This window comes from Flavobacterium sp. UBA2787, from assembly GCA_002352205.1.
Taxonomy (GTDB): domain Bacteria; phylum Bacteroidota; class Bacteroidia; order Flavobacteriales; family Flavobacteriaceae; genus Flavobacterium.
Genome location: DEHZ01000002.1, coordinates 150,230 through 172,117, shown reverse-complemented (window position 1 = coordinate 172,117; position 21,888 = coordinate 150,230). Strand labels below are relative to the sequence as shown.

General features: G+C 34.7%; 17 protein-coding genes and 2 tRNA genes. 6 read left to right on the top strand and 13 right to left on the bottom strand.

Annotation, left to right across the window (positions count from 1 at the left end):
- Positions 1-50 precede the first annotated feature (50 nt).
- Positions 51-815 (top strand): cyclase family protein, encoded by a 765-nt coding sequence (locus B4N66_RS01165; RefSeq protein WP_291091913.1) that lies wholly within the window; start codon positions 51-53, stop codon positions 813-815.
- A gap of 6 nt (positions 816-821) precedes the next feature.
- Positions 822-1,187: an MmcQ/YjbR family DNA-binding protein gene (locus B4N66_RS01160; protein WP_291091912.1), complete on the top strand. Its 366-nt coding sequence runs from the start codon at positions 822-824 to the stop codon at positions 1,185-1,187.
- Between the two features lie 110 nt (positions 1,188-1,297).
- Here B4N66_RS01160 and B4N66_RS01155 read toward each other — a convergent pair whose 3' ends face one another.
- Positions 1,298-2,398: a DUF4407 domain-containing protein gene (locus tag B4N66_RS01155; RefSeq protein ID WP_291091911.1), complete on the bottom strand. Its 1,101-nt coding sequence runs from the start codon at positions 2,396-2,398 to the stop codon at positions 1,298-1,300.
- Between the two features lie 395 nt (positions 2,399-2,793).
- Entirely contained in the window at positions 2,794-4,182 is a 1,389-nt protein-coding gene (locus B4N66_RS01150; protein ID WP_291091910.1) for a dipeptidase, read from the bottom strand.
- Between the two features lie 541 nt (positions 4,183-4,723).
- Between B4N66_RS01150 and B4N66_RS01145 the strand changes: the two genes are divergently transcribed.
- A tRNA-Leu gene (locus tag B4N66_RS01145) sits at positions 4,724-4,805 on the top strand.
- Positions 4,806-4,905: 100 nt separating this feature from the next.
- On the opposite strand, the gene B4N66_RS01140 is transcribed toward B4N66_RS01145, so the two are convergent.
- The gene (locus B4N66_RS01140) at positions 4,906-5,907 is read right to left on the bottom strand and encodes an OmpA family protein (RefSeq protein ID WP_291091909.1); all 1,002 of its coding nucleotides are present in this window, start codon (positions 5,905-5,907) and stop codon (positions 4,906-4,908) included.
- Positions 5,908-5,911: 4 nt separating this feature from the next.
- Positions 5,912-8,251 carry a hypothetical protein gene (locus B4N66_RS01135; RefSeq protein WP_291091908.1) on the bottom strand — a complete coding sequence of 780 codons (2,340 nt, stop codon included), beginning with the start codon at positions 8,249-8,251 and terminating at the stop codon, positions 5,912-5,914.
- 823 nt (positions 8,252-9,074) lie between these two features.
- Between B4N66_RS01135 and B4N66_RS01130 the strand changes: the two genes are divergently transcribed.
- Together B4N66_RS01130 and B4N66_RS01125 are read left to right on the top strand one after the other, a co-directional pair.
- Entirely contained in the window at positions 9,075-11,789 is a 2,715-nt protein-coding gene (locus B4N66_RS01130) for a gliding motility-associated C-terminal domain-containing protein (RefSeq protein WP_291091907.1), read from the top strand.
- 130 nt (positions 11,790-11,919) lie between these two features.
- Complete coding sequence (locus tag B4N66_RS01125) at positions 11,920-14,046, top strand: M3 family metallopeptidase (protein WP_291091905.1); 2,127 nt, start codon at positions 11,920-11,922, stop codon at positions 14,044-14,046.
- Positions 14,047-14,120: 74 nt separating this feature from the next.
- On the opposite strand, the gene B4N66_RS01120 is transcribed toward B4N66_RS01125, so the two are convergent.
- The 5 genes from B4N66_RS01120 to mvaD form a co-directional block, all read right to left on the bottom strand.
- A complete protein-coding gene (locus B4N66_RS01120) occupies positions 14,121-14,480 on the bottom strand; it encodes a nuclear transport factor 2 family protein (RefSeq protein WP_291091903.1) in 360 nt (119 codons plus the stop codon).
- Positions 14,480-15,385, bottom strand: coding sequence for a pseudouridine synthase (locus B4N66_RS01115; protein WP_291091901.1), 906 nt, complete (start codon positions 15,383-15,385; stop codon positions 14,480-14,482). Before B4N66_RS01115 ends, B4N66_RS01120 begins: the two co-directional genes overlap by 1 nt.
- Positions 15,386-15,451: 66 nt before the next feature.
- Positions 15,452-16,372 (bottom strand): geranylgeranylglycerol-phosphate geranylgeranyltransferase, encoded by a 921-nt coding sequence (locus tag B4N66_RS01110; RefSeq protein ID WP_291091899.1) that lies wholly within the window; start codon positions 16,370-16,372, stop codon positions 15,452-15,454.
- 80 nt (positions 16,373-16,452) lie between these two features.
- Entirely contained in the window at positions 16,453-17,391 is a 939-nt protein-coding gene (locus B4N66_RS01105; protein WP_291091897.1) for a mevalonate kinase family protein, read from the bottom strand.
- 30 nt (positions 17,392-17,421) lie between these two features.
- Positions 17,422-18,510 carry a diphosphomevalonate decarboxylase gene (mvaD, locus tag B4N66_RS01100; protein WP_291091894.1) on the bottom strand — a complete coding sequence of 363 codons (1,089 nt, stop codon included), beginning with the start codon at positions 18,508-18,510 and terminating at the stop codon, positions 17,422-17,424.
- Positions 18,511-18,596: 86 nt separating this feature from the next.
- Between mvaD and B4N66_RS01095 the strand changes: the two genes are divergently transcribed.
- A complete protein-coding gene (locus tag B4N66_RS01095) occupies positions 18,597-19,073 on the top strand; it encodes a TspO/MBR family protein (RefSeq protein WP_291091892.1) in 477 nt (158 codons plus the stop codon).
- Between the two features lie 40 nt (positions 19,074-19,113).
- Here the strand turns inward: B4N66_RS01095 and B4N66_RS01090 are convergent, their stop codons facing one another.
- From B4N66_RS01090 to B4N66_RS01075, 4 genes are all read right to left on the bottom strand, one after another.
- The gene (locus tag B4N66_RS01090) at positions 19,114-19,686 is read right to left on the bottom strand and encodes a pseudouridine synthase (RefSeq protein ID WP_291091890.1); all 573 of its coding nucleotides are present in this window, start codon (positions 19,684-19,686) and stop codon (positions 19,114-19,116) included.
- A 223-nt stretch (positions 19,687-19,909) separates the two neighbouring features.
- Positions 19,910-19,983 (bottom strand) — tRNA-Asp (locus B4N66_RS01085).
- A gap of 86 nt (positions 19,984-20,069) precedes the next feature.
- Entirely contained in the window at positions 20,070-20,996 is a 927-nt protein-coding gene (locus B4N66_RS01080) for a DUF58 domain-containing protein (protein WP_291091888.1), read from the bottom strand.
- Positions 20,997-21,063: 67 nt separating this feature from the next.
- Entirely contained in the window at positions 21,064-21,858 is a 795-nt protein-coding gene (locus B4N66_RS01075) for an SDR family NAD(P)-dependent oxidoreductase (protein WP_291091886.1), read from the bottom strand.
- Between the last annotated feature and the right edge of the window lie 30 nt (positions 21,859-21,888).

Here is a 21,888-nt window from a genome sequence, read left to right as displayed (position 1 = left end):
TTAATTCGTAAATATCCGCGTTAGAATATCCGGTAAACCCGCGTTCAACTATGCTAGCAACCATCACCCACCAAAACAAAACCTTCCAAGTAGATTTATCAAAACCCATTGATATTTCACTTCCATTATCCAATACTGAAAACAATCCGATTGCGTGGTACATTGAAAAACCGCAGATTGAACCCGTTCGTTTTGGTTCGTGGGTGGGAAGTGTAAAAGGCGGTGCGACCACTAATTTCAACAACATCTTTTTTAATCCACACGGACATGGAACGCACACGGAATGCTTGGGGCATATTACGAAGGAATTTTTCAGCATCAATCAAGCTCTGAAAACATTTTTCTTTACAGCAGAGTTGATTTCCATTCAACCCGAGAAAGTAGGGGAAGATTTTGTGATTACGAAAAATCAAGTTGAAAAAGCATTAGGTAATGCAATTCCGGAAGCAATTATCATCCGCACATTACCCAATTTACACGAAAAAAAATCAAAAAATTATTCGCATACCAATCCGCCTTATTTGCACGAAGAAGCAGCCATTTTTATTCGTGAAAAAGGAATTCAGCATTTACTTATTGATTTACCAAGTGTTGACAAAGAAAAGGACGAAGGCAAATTATTAGCTCACAAAGCCTTTTGGAATGTGAAAGATGTGAATAATTTAAATGAAGATGCTCGAAAAAACGCAACGATAACTGAATTGATTTTTGTTTCGGATGATATAGAAGATGGAAACTATTTGTTGAACTTACAAATTGCCTCCTTTGAGAATGATGCGAGTCCTAGTAAACCTATTCTCTTTGAACTTTTATAATTTATCATGAACATCGAACAACTTTATCAATTCTGCTTATCCAAAAAAGGCGTCACCGAACATTTCCCTTTCGATGAAGACACCTTAGTTTTTAAAGTGGGTGGAAAAATGTTTTGCCTAACTTCTTTAAAAGATTGGGAAGGTGGAACTCCTTCGTTAAATTTAAAATGTGATCCTGAAAGAGCTTTAGAACTTCGTGCAGAATATGATGCTATAACCGCAGGCTATCACATGAGTAAAGTGCATTGGAATACGGTTGCTTTTCACAGCGATGTGGATAATAAAATGATGCGGGAGTTGATTAACCATTCGTATGAATTGGTTTTCAAAAGTTTGACGAAGAAGTTACAAAGTGAAGTCGAAAATTCTTAACTGCAAAGTTCACAAAGGATTACGCAAAGAACGCTAAAAAACATCTTTGTGAACTTAATGAAACCTTAGCGTACTTTGCGGTTGAATAAAACTTTTAGCGGTTAAAAAACTTAAAGTGATTTTTTCTGCTTTTCCACAAAACCATCTGCTTGTAATTCTAACAATTCGATAGCTCGTTTTTTCTTGTAATCGTATAAACCTTTATCTTCTCGAATATCGGCATAGACTTTATCGTAGATGGAAGCATCGGTTTGTTTTTGCAAATCACTTTGGTATTTGTTTTGGGATAAAACGTTTTTAACTGCCAACTCGCCTTCTTCTTGTTTAAAATCATATTCGCCTCGTGGTGACAATAATTTGGCAATAATTGGAGACGTTTCGATGGCTAAGAAAAGTAACATGATGAAAAAAGAAGGCAACCATGGTAATTTATCTAATGCATTGATTCGAGCCATTAAACCATCAAATCCATCAATGATGGGTTGTGTTTCGGCAATTTTTTTATCTAAATCGGTTTGAAGTAGTTTTCCCTTTTCTTCCAATTCAGTAATTTTTGTTTGATTAGTTACTTTTAGAGTAGCTAATTCTTGTAAAGCTGCATCGTGTTTTTCGCGTTTTTCTTTGTAAACCGGACCTTTTCCGAGTTTTTTTGTCCCGGCGGTTCCTTCAGCTTCGGTGATGAAAACGGAATATAAATCGTTGACTTCTTTTTCTTTTTTTAAGATGTCTGATTTTAAACTATCGATTTGAGCTTTGTTTTGATCAACGTCGGATTGAAAATAATTGGCGACTTGCTTTTTATTATTCATTGCCATTTCGTTTTTTTCTTTCAACAAAACGGTATTGATTTCCTTTTCAAAAATTTTGATTTCCAACGGTTTTGAAATGACGATAGCGATGATAACCGCCAACACAATACGGGGTGAAGCCTGTATGAATTCATCCAGAAAGCTATCTCTTTTTTTGATGGTGGAAACAATAAAACGGTCGAGGTTAAAAATGAGTAAACCCCAAACGAAACCAAAAAATATAGCGGTGTAAACGTTATCAAAAACGGTGTAAAGAGCATAACTGCCGGCAATAAAAGCCATAACTGCCGTAAAGAAAACCGTTGCACCAATTCCGGCATATTTGTTTTGTTCGCCGTTTGAACAACTTTCGATGATTTGCTTGTCGGAACCCGAACAAAGCAGGAAGAATTTTTTGAGCATGATGATTGATTTTGATGATGATTGATACAAATTTAACGCCAAAAGTTTTAAATTGTTGTGATTCAGTTTATTTGTTTCAGGTTTAAAGTTTCAGGTTTCAGGTTGAAATGTTTTGATAGCACAATTTGCACCCGGGATGGCAGCGGAAAGCCCGGAACAAAAAAATGCCAATTTTCTCAAGCCAAAAATGCGACCAACGGAAGCTCTTTTTGGGTTGTAGAAAATGGCATTTTTTGTGAGGACTTGCAGCAAACAGCCCGAAATGGGGCCAAAAAAAATCCGCTTACTCTAATGAATTAGCGGTTTTAATGTTTTGCGTCTCTGCGACTTTGCGAGATTATTTCACGCAAAGTCGCAGAGACGCAAATATCTATTTTGTTAAAAAAAGCGTGATGCTATTTACTCAACTCAACAAAATATTTATAAAACAACGGAATGGTTTCGATTCCTTTTAAGTAATTGAAGATTCCGAAATGTTCGTTTGGTGAATGGATGGCGTCGCTGTCGAGACCGAATCCCATTAGGATGGTTTTGGATTTTAATTCTTTTTCGAACAGAGCGACAATTGGGATACTTCCACCGGAACGAACCGGAATGGCAGGCACTCCGAAGGTTTCGGTGTAAGCTTTGTTGGCCGCTTGATAACCGATGCTGTCGATTGGCGTGACGTAACCTTGCCCGCCGTGGTGTGGCGTCACTTTTACTTTTACCGATTTTGGAGCGATACTTTCGAAGTGATTTTTGAACAATTCGGTGATTTCTTGCCAATCTTGGTTAGGCACTAATCGCATAGAAATTTTGGCAAATGCTTTGCTGGCAATTACGGTTTTTGCTCCTTCGCCCGTGTAGCCGCCCCAGATTCCGTTAACGTCTAACGTTGGACGGATGGAATTGCGTTCGTTTGTGGTATATCCTGCTTCGCCATGAATATCATTGATATCTATTGATTTTTTATAGTTATCGAGTGAGAACGGTGCTTTGGCCATTTCGGCTCTTTCCTCCAACGATAATTCTTCTACTTTATCATAAAAACCGGGGATAGTAATGTGATTATTTTCATTGTGAAGTGACGCAATCATCTTGGTCAAAACATTGATTGGGTTGGCAACCGCACCGCCATAAAGTCCGGAATGCAAATCGCGGTTGGGTCCGGTCACTTCGACTTCTACATAACTTAAACCGCGTAAACCGGTGGTAATCGACGGTTGTTGGTTGGAAATCATTCCGGTATCGGAAATCAAAATTACGTCGTTGGCCAATTTTTCTTGATTGCGTTCTACGAACCAGCTTAGGCTTTTTGAACCGACTTCCTCCTCGCCTTCAATCATGAATTTGACGTTGCAAGGCAAGCAATTGTTGGCAATCATATATTCAAACGCTTTCACGTGCATGTACATTTGACCTTTGTCGTCGCAAGAACCACGGGCGAAAATTGCTCCTTCCGGGTGAATTTCGGTGGTTTTGATGACCGGTTCAAACGGTGGTGAAGTCCATAATTCCATTGGATCGGGTGGTTGAACGTCGTAATGACCGTACACTAAAACGGTTGGTAAATTCTTGTCGATGATTTTTTCTCCGTAAACGATTGGGTATCCGGGTGTTTCACAAAGTTCTACGAAATCGCAGCCGGCTTTTTCGAGGCTGGTTTTTACGGCTTCGGCTGTATTGATAACATCTTGTGAATAAGCAGAATCGGCACTTACAGAAGGTATTTTTAGTAATTCGATGAGTTCGTCAATGAATCGTTCTTTGTTTTGTTGAACGTAGTTTTTTATGTTGTTCATAGTAAAATATATAATAAAATCAAAGATACAAATTGAAATTACAAATTCCAATTGGATAAATTTTTAGATTCTTCTTTTGACACGGATTGCACGAATTGTCACGGATTAAAAAATTTCACAAATCCTATAAAACTTAAAAAATAGAAATCTCATAATTTTACTTCATCATCTGCATCCCTCTCCTTTGGAGAGGGGTTGTGGGTGAGATTTATTTGACACGGATTGCACCAATTGTCACGGATTAAAAAATTTCACAAATCCTATAAAACTTAAAAAATAGAAATCTCATAATTTTACTTCATCATCTGCACCCCTCTCCTTTGGAGAGGAGCTGGGGTGTGGTTTATTTGACACAGATTGCACGAATTGTCACGGATTAAAAAATCTCACAAATCCTTTGTAAGTTAAAAAAAATGGAGATTGTAGGGTTCGAATAGTTAAGAATAATAATTTTCTTGATTTTTAAATTTCTGATTTGGTATTTAAAAAATATAACTATATTTGCACCCACTTATTGAAACAGCTACTGTTTTATTCGCCCGCGGGTATGGTGAAATTGGTAGACACGCCAGACTTAGGATCTGGTGCCGCAAGGTGTGAAGGTTCGAGTCCTTTTACCCGCACTTTTTAAAAATGCAAAACCCTTAAAACCAGTGTTTTAAGGGTTTTTTTTTAAACCTAACAACTCTTCTTTTTAAGAACTAAGTTTTCTTTTTATCTACTTTATTTTACAATAATCGACATGTCTACACGTCGTCCGTGTTGTTCTGAAGACGAATGGTCTTCACCTCTAAACGATGTGATGATTCGAGTTTTTGCTATTCTGTTGTTGATGAAAACATTCTCCACAACTTCTGCTCTTTTCATGGAAAGTTGTTTATTGTAATTTATTTCTCCTTTTGGGCTTGCCCAACCTTCCAGCATTACTTTTGCTTCGGGATATTTCAACAGAATCTGTGTTAAATCTTGAATGTATTGATAATATTCGGCATCTAATTGTATTGAATTATTATCAAAATAAACTTGCTGTTTAAAGTACGACTTGTTTGTTTCTAGTTTTATAAGTTTTTCTGTTTTGACCACTTTTGTAGTCGTTTTCATTTTCAATTCCAGACTATCTAACTGACGACGAACATCTGACAGCCTATCATTAATTCTACTTAAACTATCTACATAGGATTCATTTTGATAAATTTCCTTGCTGGGTTTTGCATTTCGCAACATATCAATTTGATCTTGTAATTCTTTAATTTTTTTCTCATTGGAAGGAATAAATGTGGTTGTGCTTTGATTATTTGGAGTATAAATAGGATTAGGAGATGAATTACCTGGAATGATAAAGGTTGAATTATCTCTATTTATCGAAGGTAATGCGTTGTTATTATAACTAAGATTGTCTATTCTTTGGTTCAAATAACGTAATTCCCGAACTAATTGCTGATTTGAAATGTCATTGTATCCCATGTTTTGAACTACCGAACGTTGTTGATGTTTTAATCTCAACTCGGCCAAATCTTGTTTCAATTGTTTGTTTTCTCTCTCTTTGAGTTGTGAGCGTCTTGCTTCTGCCACTGTATTCAAAAAAGAAGTCAGTTCAGAATTTGTCATCACAATAGTACTTTTTTCAGCAGTCTTTTCGCTTTGTGCAAAAAGACTAACTGAAAACAATACAACTACAGAAAGAACAATTATTTTAAATTTGTCTACTGTGTTTTGCTGTCTCATTATCTTAAAAATTTAATTTATAGCCAATCGATATTCTGTGTATATCTACAAAGTTATGAGCGGTATAATCTGCAAATAACTTGCCTCCTAATAGATTAAAAGTAGTTCCTATCACTAGGTTTGGACTAAAAGTGCTTTCTCCAACTGCATCGTTATACCCAATTCCTAAACCAGCATAAGGCACACCAATGATTCCTTTATTTACTTCAAAAGGCAATACAACATTGGCGTTAATTCCAAAACCAGTATTTTTCCCCGGTGCTAAATAGAAATCCGGCATGAATTTAAATGGGGTATTTGTAAAAGCATAATTCCCTCTAACCCCTATAATGAGAGCGATGTCATCTGCTACTACAAATCCGGTGAAAACCGAAATTCCTTCATTCAATACATATCCGGTTGCAACAGCTGGACTATTCACTTCAGATTTTACCACTGTATTTCCTTGTTTATCCGTTTGCACTATTATTTCAGTTGGCTGCACCACTTGCGGCACAACAGCAGGTTGTTGACCTGAGGAAATTACGACGGTTTTATCTTGATTTTGTGCTGCACCCAAGTTATTGATTCTATTAGTGTTGCTATCAATTTTTGAATTGAGCTCATTTAATTTGTCAAGAATTCTTTGAGACGCATTTTCTTGACGTTCAGGCGTAAGGTTTTCTCTGTAAGTTCCTGTATTTACCTCTAACAGTAAACGTTCTAATCGATCCATACGGTCGTCTATTGTTTGTGTTTTACGTACATCTTCATCAACACCTTGGATCACTTTTTCGATAAGCTGTTCAAGTTCTTTTGGAGTCATTTCAACTCTGGATTCAGAATCGGTTTTTTTATCTTTACTCACCGGTTTCTCGTTGACTGCAGATTTAACCTGTTGTTCATTTTCTTTTCCAGCTTTCTCGTATTCTTTATTAAGTTGTTCCTCATCCATTTTACGTTCTAATTCTTTTTTCTCTTCAATAATTTCAACCGCTTTTTTGGTATCATTATTTTTGTAAGCATCAGACAATTCAGATTCCAACTCATCAATTCGCTGTTTATACATTTCTGTTCTTTCTTGAACTCTTAAATCGATTTCTCTTTTCAACAATTCATCTGTATCATCTGCTTTTTTACCGAATTGAAAACGGATTCCCGCAGAATACATGGTGTGTTGTCTCAATTCGTCAGGTGAAATACTGTTTTCCAAATCGGCATTAGCACGGTCTGAGGTAAACATCATATTCACATCGCCAAAAATTTCAACATTTCTTGTAACCGGCACATTTAAACCCAGACCACCTTTTGCAAAATATCCCGAAGAGGCACCCGTTAATCCGTTTGCTCCAACATAACTATTACTGTTGACATTTAGATATCCACCACCTACACTAATGTAAGGCACTAGACCACGAGAAACATTCAGTTTGGCAATAAAATCACCACCATACATTGCCATATCATCCCAATCCAGAGAAATTTGCTCATCTCTTGTTGCTTGATAATAGAAACCTCTAATGCCGATGTAATTATTTAAATCAAAACCTACTTTACCTCCTAAAAAGTAAGAGTCTGCCAAGTTGGTTTTGTTGTCAAAGTTGATATAAGCACCTGCCGGCTGTATAATTAATTTAAAACCGCCCATACCTCCCGAAAACTTGTTTCGATAGGCTCTGTCTAGAGGACTCAATTCTTCTGGGCTGCGTCCGCCAAGGTAAAGTTGTAAACCTGCCAAAACCGACCAGTTGTACATTCGCGTTTTATTGTTATCATTTAACCAGTTTTCAATATCGCTTTGATCTTGTCCGTCTTGGAATAAAACCGAAGCAGGATTCATATTGAAAATGGTGTTTTTAGCTTCTAAACTTAAGAAAAGTCTTCTGCCTAGTTTGATTTGTGTTCCTAGTCCAGCATTTATATAAATTTGTTCTGATTTAAGTTCTCTAGTAGGAGCACTAGTACTTGCTACATCTACAACTAATTTTTGTACACCACCACCAAATGTAATATAGGGAACAAATGTGCCTCGAGTTGGGATATTAGCTTTAAATTCTCCACCGATGCGTTCAATATCAACTGATCGAGAATTAAAGTTATTGACAAAATTATCAGAGAAGAAATCAAATCCTTCAATCGTATTCTTCAAATCTGAGGATCTTTCATAAATACCCCTTAATTCTATCGATTCACCAAAGCCAAAACCTACTCTAGCTCCATACATGACACCATCTTCAATGGCCGTGTTTTTGTCAAACCAATTGTAGCTAGCGATAGGTTGTAACGTAAGCGTTACATCTTTCATCTGTGCATTACTATTAGCTCCAAAAAAAGCTAACAGGCAAGTAATCGTAATTTTTTTCATGTTGTTAAAATTTATTCTTGTTAAATGGAAAAGCAACTCGGAAAAGATTTAAGATTTTTAAATTTAAAATCAATTGACTTTTTCTAGAATTAAAGTCATTAAGTGGAGAATGAAAAATGAATATTTTTAAATCTTCATCGTTTAATATGAAACACCGGCTTTATTTTGTTCGCTGTTACACTTTTTTAGTTGGCTTTATCAATGTTTAGCCATTGCCGCTTTTTGTGATTTTATTTGGTAGAATATAGTATTTATATCTATGCCGCAATTCCGGTGTAAAGGTACTTTATGCTTTTCGCTAAACCCTTACATAAGTTCTCCATAATCTTACAGAAATACCATGATTTTGTCGTTTTAGTCGGAATTTGATAAAAATCTATTAACAAGAAAACCTCCAAACAATTGCTGTTCTTTACTTGAAAGAAAAGCTTTGACAAACCTTAGAGCTATTTTACGACAGATCAAATAGTTTCGAAAGAACCTCGTTTTTAGTTTTAATTATTAAAACAAACGAAATTTCTGCAACAAATTCTAGCTCATTTTTAGCTTCATACACTTGCTAAAAAGTGAGGAAAATGGGTGCAATACAAAACGAAAGCACGTTGTATCTGATGAAAAAAGTTTAAGATTTTTCCTTTGTTTATTCAAAAAATCAATTTTATTAATTACGTTTTTTATTAATTTCTACTATGCGAAAATTTATTTATCAAACTATAACGTTTGAGATTTGATTTTTATAAAATTTTATTCTTAAAATATTCAGATTTTAATAAAATTAACTAATTTAGAAAGTTATTTAGTTTATTCATTACAAACCTATTTTATGAAACGAATTCTACTCCTTTGTTTATTTTTATTTTCTGCCAAATCGAGCTTACTTAACGCACAAAATTTTGGCACTTTTGCTTCTGCAGTTTGGATTACCGATTGTAATACCTCCAACTTTTTTAATACAACCGGAGAAGGTGCAAGCATCATTGGTCCGGTAGAAAATACTTTTACAGAGACAAATTTTGGTGTTTTTACTCAAAATTCAGGCACATTTATTTTACGTGGTGGCGAAGTGAAAACGTTTAAAAACAGTAGTGGAAACGCATGTAGTGTTCGAATGAATTATAGAATTTATTTGGAATCGGAAACTCCGGGTGCATTTTCAATAATTGATTTTCCTTTTTTTGAGGATTGTAATGTCGGTTCAAGTGAATTTCCATCCGGTGGACCGTGTGGTGAAGGCGATCAAAAATGGCAACGCGTAATTGCTGATGGAGAAACAACTCCTTTTTCGCCAATTGATTTAACGAATTTTAATCCAGGCAATTATGTTTTAGAAGTTTTTTATGACGCAACCGGCGATTTAAATTCGAATTCGGAGTGTAATGATACAGTTTTTGTAAATAATTCTGGCGAGAATTTTAAGGCTTATTTTGCCATCACAGAACAACCCGCATTTATTTTTGAAAACCCAACTACTTGCGATGGTTCAGAAGGAAGCATTACCATTTCAAATCTAAATGCCAATTCAGTTTATTTATTTTCATATTCGGATGATGGAGATACGATTGGTCCGAATTCAATTACGGCTGATGAAAACGGGAATTATTTGATTTCGGATTTGAATGCAGGCATCTATTCTGATTTTAATTTCATTATAAATAATTGTACTACAACTTCAAATATATCCATAAATTTAACTGACCCGATTGTCAATCCACCAACTTCGGTGGGAAATCAGACGGTATGTGAAGCTAGCCCAATTCAAACATTAACAGCAAATGCAACTACATCAGATGGTTCAATCGTTGTTTGGTATGATGCTGCTATGGATGGAAATATAATTACAAACCCAACTTTAGAAACTGTTGGAAGTATAACTTATTATGCTGAAGCACAAAATGAAACTTCCAATTGTATAAGCTCTACTCGAACAGCAGTTACGTTAACCATCAATCCTGCTCCTAATGCTCCAACCGGAGAAACGACTCAAACGATTTGTAGTCCTTTGGCAGTGATTTTTACACTAAATAATTTAATAGTTAATGGAGCCAATTTACAATGGTATGCAGATTTAGAAGGAACAATTCCTTTACCTTCAGACACTCCTTTAGCAAACAACACAACTTATTATGTGACTCAAACTGTTGATGGATGTGAAAGCAATGAATATCTAGCTGTATTGGTTATTTTGAATCAATTTGTTACTCCAACTTTTGCTTTTGAATCGGAATTAACCATTTGCGAAAATGACACTGTTCCGGTTTTAGAATTAATTTCTACTAATGGAATAGAAGGGAGTTGGAATCCCTCTTCAATTGACAACACGCAAAATGGAATTTATACTTTTTTTCCAACGGATGAATGTGCAACTAGTTTCACTTTAACCGTAACGATTACATCACCAGCGATACCAACTTTCAATTTTGAAAATGAAATTACAATTTGTACTGTTGCTCAAGCTCCAATCTTACCTATAACAGATAACAATGGAATTAGTGGCGAATGGAGTCCTGCTGTGATTAGTGAAGAAAATGGAAACACCTATACTTTTACTCCAAATGAAAATCAATGTGCTGATTTTTTCACACTAAATGTAATTATTAGTTCGTTTCCTTCGCCTGTTTTTAATTTTGGAAATACAATCACAATTTGTTCTGGAGATGATGTTCCGGTTTTGCCAGAAGTTGACAACAATGGAATTAATGGTTTTTGGGATCCTGCTGTAATTGATAATACAGCCGGAAACACCTACACTTTTATAGTAAATAATTCCGAATGTGCTTCTAATTTTACATTAGTAGTCACAGTAAATCAACCAACTACACCAACATTCTCATTACCGGAGTCTGTATGTTTCAATAGTGAATCATTTTCTCTGCCAACGATTTCAGATAATGGAATTGAGGGAGTTTGGAATCCTTCCGAAATTAATACAACACAAGAAATTAATTATATTTTTACTCCCAATTCTACTTTTTGTACCGATGAAATAACTACTTCTTTCATTATAATTGATGAATTTTCAATTTCTTTTGTTGAAAAATGTGAAAACAATGAATTTTCAGTTGAAGCAATTATAGATGAAAATATCGTTGGAACCAATTATGTCTGGATGAATGAAAATAATCAAACTATTGGTTCAAATTCGCCATTTCTAAATGTGACACAATACATCAGAAGTACTACTGAAACGGAGACATTTCCGTTAAATTTTTCTGTTACAGTTACAAATTCTGATGGTTGTATAAGTTCACAAAGTCTATCAATTGAAAATATTTTTTGTGGTATTCAAAAAGGGATTTCTCCCAATGGAGATAACTTAAATGACTATTTTGATTTGGCTTTATTGGATGTTGAAAAACTTAGTATTTTTAATCGTTATGGAAGAAAAGTATATTCACTAAACAATTACACCAATCAATGGTATGGTCAAACCGATGACGGAAAAGAACTTCCATCTGCAACATATTATTATGTGATAGAATTTAAAAATGGCGAATCAAAAACCGGATGGATTTATGTAATGCGAGAGGAAAGTCGATAAAATAATTTTATCCCAATTTAAAAAAAAGCTAATCGATTCATTTTGATTGGCTTTTTGTCTTAAAAATAAGTTAATCTAAAAAAGCTACCATCAAAAAATCACTACTTTGGCTTTTTAATTTATGTTACCAATGAAAAATAAAATTATTTTACTGATGCTTATGGGATTATCTGTTAGCCAAGTTGAAGCACAAGAACTCAAAAAATCATTTTCCTCTAATCCTTTTTTTAATTCGTACAATACTCCTTTTAATGTTCCTCCTTTTCATTTAATTAAAAATGAACATTTTAAACCGGCTATTGAAGAAGGAATTAAAAAACAAGAGGGTGAAATAAAAGCCATTACAAATAACAAAAATGTTGCTACGTTTGACAACACCATTTTAGCGTTGGAAAATTCAGGTGAATTATTGTCGAATGTTTCCACTGTTTTTTATAATTTGAATTCGGCAAATACGAACGAAGAAATTCAAAAAATTGCGACTGAAGTTGCACCGCTAATGTCCGCTCACGGAGACAATATTAACTTAAATGAAAAACTATTTGCCCGAGTTAAAACAGTTTGGGAACAAAAAGACAAACTGAAATTAAATCCGGAACAAAGTAAATTGTTAGAAAAAACATATAAACGATTTGTTCGAAGCGGAGCCAATTTAAATGAAAAAGACAAACAACGTCTTCGTGATTTAAACAGTGAATTAGCAGTTTTAACATTGAAATTTGGTCAAAATATTTTAGCCGAAACCAACAATTACGAATTAGTTATTAATTCTAAAGAAGATTTAGCCGGTCTTTCTGATGATTTAATTGATGCCGCTGCAGCTACTGCAAAAGCAAAAGGAAAACCAGGAAAATGGGTAATCACTTTATCGAATTCAAGTGTGATGCCGTTTCTTCAATATTCTTCGAACAGAAAATTAAGAGAAGAAGTTTGGACAGCCTATAAAAACAGATGCAACAACGGCAATGAATTTGACAATAACACCATTGCGGTTCGTTTAGCATCGATGCGTGCTGAAAAAGCAAAATTATTAGGTTACAAAACACATGCTCAATATATTTTAGAAGAAAGCATGGCAAAAACTCCTGAAAAAGTAATGGAATTTTTAAACCAACTTTGGGAACCAGCCTTAGAAAAAGCAAAAGTGGAAGAAGCTGAAATCAAGCAAATGATGGCTTCTGAGGGAATAAAAGATGACGTTCAGCCGTATGACTGGCGTTATTACAGCGAAAAAATCAGAAAACAAAAGTTTGATTTAGACGAACAGGAATTACGTCCTTATTTTAGTTTAGAAGCAGCAAGCGAAGGTGTTTTTATGGTTTGTGAAAAATTATACGGACTAAAATTCAAAGAATTAAAAGATGTTCCAACCTATCATAGCGATGCCACTGTTTGGGAAGTAACCGAAAAAGACGGAAAACATGTTGGGATTTTATACATGGATTTTTATCCAAGAGATTCAAAACGTGGTGGTGCTTGGATGACATCGTATCGTCCGCAAAAAACAGTAAACGGAAAACGAATTGCTCCGGTAATTTCTATTGTTTGTAATTTCTCTAAACCAACCGAAAACACTCCTGCTTTATTTACTTTTGATGAAGTAACGACTTATTTTCATGAATTTGGTCATGCCTTGCACGGATTATTATCTGATGTAACTTATCAAAGTTTAGCTGGAACAAGTGTTTCAAGGGATTTTGTTGAATTACCGTCACAAGTAATGGAAAACTGGGCATCTGATCCTGAAGTTCTAAAAATGTATGCTAAACATTATAAAACAGGACAAGTGATTCCTGATGCATTAATTCAAAAATTGGAAAATGCAGGTACTTATGGGCAAGGTTTTGCTACAGTTGAATATTTAGCTTCTGCCTTTTTAGATATGGATTTTCATACTTTGGAAGGAACAATTTCAGGTTCTGCCAATCAGTTTGAATTGAATTCTATGAAAAATAAAGGTTTAATAAAATCAATTATTCCGAGACATAGAGCAACTTATTTCAGTCATGTTTTTGCAGGAGGATATTCTGCTGGCTACTACAGCTATATTTGGTCTGGAGTTTTAGATACTGATGCCTTTGATCAATTCAAAAAAACATCATTGTTTAATACTGCAAAAGCAAATTCATTCCGAAAAAACATATTGGAAAGAGGTGGAACAGAAGAACCAATGGAATTATATAAAAAATTCAGAGGAGCAGAACCAAGCATTGAACCACTGTTGAAAAAACGAGGCTTAGACAAAAAATCAAAATAATTATATAGGTTAGGTTAATTTAATTCGAAAAAAATCCCGAGATGATTATCATTTCGGGATTTTTTGATTTTATTTTATCCGTGGTAAACTCTTGAGAAAACTATTTTACCATCTCTGATTTCAAGTACTTCTGCAACCAACAAATCTTCTTCATCGTTCACAGATCGAATATATTCCATAAAAACCCGGTCGGAATTAGCTGTTAGCGAAGTGACTTTATACTGTAAAGAAGGCAATCGATCAAAAGCATCTTTCCACCATTCTCTCAAAGCATCTTTTCCGGTTACAAAACCATTTGTCTCAGGCTTTTTAATTTTCAATTTCGGACTGTAATGTTGAGCATTATCATCATAAAGCGATAATAATTGTTCTAAATTATGCTGATTAAAAGCATAAAACCATTTGTAGGCGATAGACGTTGCTTGTGAATTCATTAATAATTCTTCAAGTTAATGATTTCCTGCTCTGTCAAAAATCGCCAATTCCCTCTTGGTAAATTCTTTTTGGTTAATCCCGCAAACGAAACGCGATCCACTTTTAAAACATCATATTTGAATTTTTCAAAAATAGCACGAACCACTTTTACGTTTGGAGTTCTAAGTTTTATTCCAATCTCTGTTTTTGGCTGATCTTCGATATAACTAATTTCATCTACATACAATTTATGTTCATCAAATGAAACGCCACCGGCAATCTTTTCTAAATCTTCAAATTTTAGATTTTTATCTAATGTAACCTGATAAATTTTAGTCGATTTTTGATTTGGCAAACTGAATTTACGAATCATATCAGTATCATTCGTAAACAACAAAAGTCCGGTTGTATTTTTATCCATTCTACCAATCGCTTGCACTTTGGCTTGCGTAGAATTTTTGATTAATTCAAAAACATTTCGCATATCGCGATCATCTTCCACGGAAGTGGTAAAGTTTTTCGGTTTATTCAATAAAATATATTCTTTCTTTTCGGGAATAATCGTTGATCCGTCAAAATTAACGACATCGCCAGGCTTAACTTGATAGCCCATTTCAGTGATAACGACACCGTTTACTTTTACGTTTCCTGATTGAATGTAGATATCGGCATCACGACGCGAGCACGCACCGGAATTGGATATGTATTTATTTAAACGAATATCGTCTGATTTTACTTTTGGTTTAGCCGCCGGAGTTGCTGCTGTAGTTTTTGACCCAGTAATTTTTGCCGCTGTTGAAGTTGCTTTTTTAGGCTTTTGCGAACGCTTATCCATCGCTGGTTTTGGCTTACTAAAACCCGTTGATTTGCCCTTTGTAGTTCTGTTGGAAGTTGATTTTCTGTTGCTTCCGTCTTTCTTGTCCATCCTTGAAAATTTTTGCAAAGATACGCAATTGGAAATTGGAATCGGAAGTTGTTTTACTTTTCAGTTTTATATATCCAAAACATCTCTTCCGTGCACCAAAACGGAAGGTTTAATAAGAACAATACTAAAAACGCCTGCAACGATGATAAACTTTATGATGTTATGTAACAGCAGATAATTTTCTTTAGAATCCGATTTCCATAATTTGATTAAGAAGAAAATTAAAATGATAAAACTTGTATAAAAATAAACATCCATATAACCAACATCATAAATTTCAATTAGAATATACACTGGAATTACTGTGCATAAAACCAGAAAAGTGATGATTTTTTTAGAAAAAGATTCGCCTAAAATAACCGGAATCGTTCTATAATTTTGTGCTAAATCACCAATAATATTTTCTAAATCTTTGATCATTTCCCGAATCAAAATCAGTAAAAACAAGAAAGAAGCATGGGCAAAAATGACGTAATATTTTTCATTATTTAAGTTAAAAATAATGGAATCAATTTTTTGGTAATACAACAGAATGGCAAAAAAAGGTAAAATTGCCAACAAAGCAGCCGTAATATTTCCGATAATTGGGTATTTTTTTATCTTATGCGAATAAAACCAAATCAGAAAAATGTAAGCAGAAAAAAAGAAAACAGCTCGCCAAGAAACCAATGTTGCAATCAGAAATACGAAAAAATTAAGTCCGAAATAAACTTGCAATTTAGTTTTTTGCGAAACCAATCGATCCAACATTGTTTTATTGGGTTTATTGATTAAATCTTTCTGACTGTCGTAAAAACTATTAATGATATAACCTGATGCGATTGTTAACGTAGAAGCCAATACGATAATAAACAGATTGAAATCTAAAATGACATCCAAAGCCCTCGTGTTAGGCGACAAAATAAAAATCGCCGAGAGGTATTGAGCTAAAATAATAATCGGAATATTATAGCCTCTTACCACCGAAAACAAACTGATTATTTTCATTAAAATCAATTTATTTTTTCTGGATAATGCCATAGTTTAAAGAAAAAATCAAGTGGAATTCTTGATTTTTATTAGGTTTTTTAAAATTGATAAACAACTTCTAACTTATAGTCTTTTAGCGATGCTTTGGCTTTTTCCAAATCTTGTGTAAAACCAAGAATGTAGCCACCACCACCTGAACCACAAAGTTTTAGATAATAGTCATTTGTATCGATTCCGTTTTGCCAAACATTGTGAAATTGTTCTGGAATCATTGGTTTAAAATTATTCAACACCACTTTAGATAATTTTTTGGTGTTGCTAAAAAGAGATTTCATATCGCCTTGTAAAAAGTTTTCTACGCAGGCGTCAGTATGTTTAACAAATTGTGTTTTAAGCATTTTTCTAAACCCTTGGTCTTTCAAGTTTTCCATAAAAATATTGACCATTGGAGCAGTTTCTCCAATAATTCCGGAATCCAACAAAAACACAGCACCTTTTCCGTTCGTAACTTGAGACGGAATTCCGGTTGGTTCAATGTTATCTTTTGAATTGATTAAAATCGGCAAACTTAAATAGCTATTCAGTGGATCTAAACCTGAACTTTTGCCGTGGAAAAACGATTCCATTTGCGAAAAAACTGCTTTTAATTGCAATAACTTTTCGCGGGTTAAATTCTCTAAAACAGTGATTTTATTGTTGGCATATTTATCATAAATAGCAGCCACTAAAGCACCGCTACTTCCAACACCATAACCTTGCGGGATTGAAGAATCAAAATACATTCCTCTATCAATATCTTGCTGAAGTAATTCTAAATTGAAAGTCACCAACTCCGGTTGCTCGGCTTGCAATTGCTCTAAATGAGCAGTAAATCGTCGTAAACTTTCATTCGATTTAATTGCTTCCGGCGATGGATTTTCACTCACTTTCAATGCTCCGTTATAAAAATTATATGGGATAGAAAGTCCTTTTGAATCTTTAATGATTCCGTATTCTCCAAAAAGAAGAATTTTTGAGTAAAAAAGTGGTCCTTTCATAGTAACTTTTATGTTATTGTGTAAAGATAATTAAAATTTGTTGAATTGAACTGCACCCAAACCAATTTCATCGCAAATATACTGTTCGTTTTGACAATGCACAACTAATTCATTCTTAATAAATTGCAAAACTTCTTCACGAACGTTTGCGGGATAAAGCACATGTACATTTGCACCGGCATCTAAAGTGAAACAAACTTGAATGACTGTTTCTTGCCTAAATTTCCAAATTTTGTTGATGATTTCTAATGTATTAGGTTTCATCAAAATAAAATAGGGCATTGAAGTCATCATCATCGCATGCAGTGTTAAAGCTTCACTTTCCACTAATTTGACAAATTCATTCACATCACCATTCGCTAAAATGGTTTTGATTTGCGACAAATTTTGATGAGCCTGTTCAAATCGTTTCTCGGCATACGGATGACCATTCATCAAATCGTGACCTAACGTGCTGGAAACTTGTTTTTCGCCTTTATCTACTAATAAAATCGTGTCTTGGTAATTTTTAAAATTTGGATGAAGTTCAGAAAATTCAATCCCAAATAAATCAGAACTGTTTTCAGTTTGCTGATGATTTCCCCAAATTACGACTTCGCCTTTTATACTTCTGCAAGCACTTCCTGAACCTAATCGGGCTAAAAAAGAAGCTTTTTGGTTAAAATATTCCTCTGTCATTTCAGGATTTAATTCCTTTTCCAAACTCATAAAATTCACTGCCAACGCAGCCATTCCGGAAGCTGAAGAGGCAATTCCTGAACTGTGTGGAAATGTATTTTGTGTATCAATCGTAAAATGATATTCTTTTAAAAAGGGCAAATAGACTTCAACTCGCTCCAGAAATTTTTGAATTTTTGGTCGGAATGATTCTTTTGGTTTTCCTTCAAACAATAAATCGAATGAAAAATTATCCTTTTTTTCAATTTTAGAAAAAGACAATTTTGTGATGGTTTTACAATTTTTCAACGTAAAACTGATGGACGGATTGGCGGGAATTTGATTTTCCTTTTTTCCCCAATATTTCACCAAGGCAATATTGCTGGGAGCCGACCATTCAAAACTTCCATATTCGACCGTTTTCGGATAATTTTTAGGAATAAAATCTGAAGGTGACAGCATTCGATTTATTTTTGGGCAAAGATACATTTTTTGAATGATTCGCACTTTTTTGAAAGCAGATTTGTTACTTTTGAATAAAAATTAGTATGTCAAAAATAGTTAAAATTGCGATTGCCGTTGCCATTTGTTTGGGCGTTGGTTATGGTTCGAGTTTAGTGACACAATCTTCGATTACTACTTGGTATCCAACCATAAATAAACCATCTTTTAATCCGCCTAACGAAGTTTTTGCTCCGGTTTGGACTATTTTGTATGTGATGATGGGTGTAAGTGCCGGATTAATTTGGAGCAAAATGGAAGCCGTTCCTATTTTGGTTAAAAAAGCACTTTGGGTTTTCATGATTCAATTGATTTTGAATGCCTTGTGGAGTTTTCTGTTTTTTGGATTACAGAATTCGTTTCTAGCTTTAGTTGAAATTATGTTACTTTGGTTAATGATTTTTGAAACCATCAAATTGTTCAAACCGATTGATGCACTGGCAAGTAAATTAATGATTCCGTATTTGCTTTGGGTAAGTTTTGCGATGATTTTGAATGGAAGTATTTGGTGGTTGAATAGGTAAAAAAAATAGCTGCTGATTCGCTGATTTACAAACCATTGATTTAAATCCCCAAAACACTTTCAATTTCCATAACTTCTCCTGATTGCAAATTAGCTAAGTGAAAATTTCCAATTCGCACACGAACTAAACGCAATGTTGGAAAACCGACAGCAGAAGTCATTTTTCGTACTTGACGAAATTTACCTTCAGTGAGCGTGATGGAAACCCAAGAGGTTGGGCCGTGCCGTTCGTCACGAATTTTCTGCGAGCGAAGAGGAAAATTTGGATCATCAATCAATTTTGCTTGACATTTTTTGGTTTTGTATTTGGTTCCTTTAAAACCAATTAAAACACTGTTTTGAAGTTGCTCTACGGCTTCTTGTGTGATGATTCCGTCCACTTGAGCATAGTATTCTTTTTCTACCTTTTTGCTTCGTACGACTTCGCTCATCATTCCGTCGGTGGTAAGAATGAGTAAGCCTTCGGAATCTTCGTCTAAACGACCAATCGCCATCGTTCCGGGCGGAAAATCGTGTAATTCGCCTAACAACTTTTTGGTTCGCTTTAGTTCATAGATAAATTGACTGAGGTAGCCGTAGGGTTTGTGGATTAAGAAGTGGCGGTGGTTATTCATATTAATGTACAAATACTAAATGGGATTCCTCCTATCGTCGGAATAACAAACTGAGTGGGAAACTGCTATAAATCAAAAAAGCTATCCACAAAAGTGGAAAGCTTTTCATTGGTCTAACTACTAAACCAGGACTTCCTTTCGGTCGTCCAAAACAACACAACTATTTTAAATGCTTTTTTGGGCAAAAAAGCGATTCATCTCTGAATCGCTTTTCCCAATTTAGCGGTCTGGACGGGACTCGAACCCGCGACCCCATGCGTGACAGGCATGTATTCTAACCAACTGAACTACCAAACCTTCGCTTAATTGCGGTTGCAAATATACAACAGATTTCAACATCTGCAAGTGTTTTGACTACTTTTTTTGGAATATTTTTTCATTCATTATCCAAACATTTGTTTTTCAACCAAGTATGTCGTTAATATTTTTTCAAAATTGGCTCCCACATTCACGGGAACATATTTTATTTTGTTTTGAGCACAAGTCATCGCTACTTTTTTGAAATAAGAATCGACACTTTTTTCGTAGGCTTCCTTGATATTTTCGGCAAATAAATTGACGGTTTCTCCGGTTTCAACATCAATAAATTTCCTTGGAGCATTATCAAAATCGAAGTTGAGTTCTCTTTTTTCATCCACAACGTGAAATAAAACGACTTTGTGTTTGTTGTGTTTCAAATGTTGAAGAGCGTTAAAAAGTGCTTCTTCTTCACCGGATTGAAACATATCGGTAAACAAAATAATCATTGAACGACGTTGCATTTTTTCGGCAATTTGATGTAAAAACGTAACAGTTTCGGTCGGTTTTGATGTTTTTGGATTTTCTAATAAATCTTCCAATTTGTTTAAAACCATTCGATGATGACGATCACTTCCTTTTTCGGGAGCATAATATTCATACGTATCCGAATAAACACTTAAACCCACAGCATCTCGTTGTTTTTTGAGCAAATTCATCAAAACAGCAGAAGCTAAAACGGCAAACCCAATTTTACTTTCATAAAAAGGTTCGTCATTTTTTAACTTAGGAAAATGCATCGAAGAAGAATTATCAATAATTAAATGACATCTCAAATTCGTTTCTTCTTCATACTTTTTGGTGTACAGGCGGTCGGTTTTTGCAAATAATTTCCAATCAATATGTTTAGTACTTTCACCTTTATTATACACTTTATGCTCGGCAAACTCGGCTGAAAATCCGTGAAATGGCGATTTATGCATTCCGGAAATAAAACCTTCTACTACTTGATTGGCAAGTAATTCTAAATGTTTAAAACCGGAAATTATTTCTTTTTGAGATTCGATGTTCATCTTTCAAAGATATCAAATCCCATTTGAGCTACAAAAGAAAATCACACAAGACTCCGCTAATTTTTTGTTAAGATGGTTTAGGTCCTTTCGCTATCATTTTTCTCATAAAGCTTGGAAACCAGCGTTGCATCCAGATAAAAAATTTACCGTGAGCAGTAAAAATATAATTTCGTTTTCGTTGCCAAATGGCTTTAACCATAACTTGTGCTGCTTTTTCAGTAGGCCACATCATTTTTTCAGGTCGGGGATCTTTGCGATTAGGATGCCAAACTCCTTCGTTATCAATTCGGGCTATTTCCGATTTAACAAAACCGGGGTGTAACGTTGTACAACTTACTCCAGTATCTTGTAATTCAACTTGGAATGTTAATCCAATGGAATTCACCGCTGCTTTTGAAGCTCCGTAGGCTCCAACATAAGGATTTGGAAGATAAGCACCAACACTCCCAACTAAAGCGAGTCTACCCTTGGTTTGTTTTAAATGAGGTAATGCATATTTAGCTGTTAAAGCAAGTCCAATTACATTTCCTTGAAATTGTCGTTGCCACTCTTCTTGAGTCAAATCTTCCATTTTTCCGAATACTCCAAAACCGGCATTGGCCACTGCTACATCTAATTTACCGAATGTGTCAATTATTTGATTTACACAGTTTTTAATACTCACTTCATCCAAAATATCACAGAAAAATGCTTTTGCTTTACCTCTGGAATTTTCAATTTCTGAAACTAATTTATCTAACTCATCCATTCTACGTGCGGAAACAGCAACAGTAGCACCGTTTTTGGCAAACTCTAATGCCATTGCTCGTCCTAAACCGGAAGAAGCACCGGTGATCCAAACGATATGATTTTGAAATTTCATATTAAATTGATTAAATCCTTACTATCCAAC